This window comes from Novosphingobium sp. fls2-241-R2A-195, assembly GCF_030209485.1.
Classification (GTDB): domain Bacteria; phylum Pseudomonadota; class Alphaproteobacteria; order Sphingomonadales; family Sphingomonadaceae; genus Novosphingobium; species Novosphingobium resinovorum.
Genome location: NZ_JARVRY010000059.1, coordinates 1 through 1038 on the forward strand (window position 1 = coordinate 1; position 1038 = coordinate 1038).

Sequence of the window (1038 nt, forward strand, 5' to 3'; positions counted from 1 at the left end):
GGGTGAAGGCGTAGTCGGCGAAGCGGTGGATACCCGCCTTCGCGCCCACCAGCAGGGCTCCGTCCGCCAGCGGCAGCACCCAGCCGGGTTCCGCCGGCGCATCGGTGCTGTCGAGCGCGCCGCTGGCCGGATCGAAGCGGTGAAGCTTGTGGCCCTTGATGTCGACGAACCACAGGCAGCCGCGCGCCGTGTCCCACACCGGGCCTTCGCCCAGCGTGGCGCCCAGCCTGCAGGCGACGGCAGGCGTCATTGGGGCCGTCATCGTCTCAGCGCCAGCCGGCATCGACGAAGTACTCATGCCCCGTACACATGCGCGCGTCGTCGGAGGCGAGGAACAGCGCCAGCGCCGCCACGTCGGCCGGCTGCACGCGGGCCTTCAGGCACTGTGCATCGAGTATCTCGCGCTCGCCCTCGGGGGTGTACCACTTTTCCTGCCGGGGCGTCTGGACGTTGCCGGGCACGATCGCGCAAACACGGATGTTCCGCTCGCCCAGTTCGCGGGCCATCGCGCGGGTCATGCCCTCGATCGCGGCCTTGGCGGTCTGGTAGAGCGAGAGCTGGTCGAGCGCGAGGTGCCAGCTGATCGACCCGAAGTTCAGGATCACGCCGCCGCCCGCCGCTTCCATGAAGGGCACGGCGGCCTGTGCGGCGAAGAACAGGTGGCGCAGGTTCACCGCCATGCGCTCGTCCCAGTATTCCGGGGTGACGTCGGCGATGGCGTGGCGGTCGTCGTTGGCGGCATTGTTGACCAGCACGTGGAGGCCGCCGAGCGCGTCATGCGCCGCCGCGACTTGCGCCTGCACGAAGTCGAGGTCCTTGAGATCGCCGGCGACGAAGCGGGGGGTGAACTCCACCGTGCCATCAAGGCTCGCCACCAGCGCTTCGGAAGGTTCGGCGGCGATGTCGACGAAGGACACTTTCGCCCCCTGCCGCGCGAAGGCCTCGACGAGCGCCGCCCCAATCCCGGAGCCGCCGCCCGAGATGAACACCCCCTTGCCCGCAAGCGAGGGAAAGCGCGCGGCCTGCGCGGTGGAGGAG

The 1038-nt window shown here is 70.0% G+C and carries 2 protein-coding genes; both read right to left on the reverse strand.

Going from position 1 to position 1038, the window contains the following annotated elements; translation table 11 throughout:
- Positions 1-250 (reverse strand): SMP-30/gluconolactonase/LRE family protein (locus tag QRN25_RS26205; protein WP_285022468.1); only part of this gene is annotated, 250 nt, incomplete at its 3' end.
- A 16-nt stretch (positions 251-266) separates the two neighbouring features.
- A partial coding sequence (xylB, locus tag QRN25_RS26210; protein WP_285022469.1) for a D-xylose 1-dehydrogenase occupies positions 267-1038 on the reverse strand: 772 nt, incomplete at its 5' end.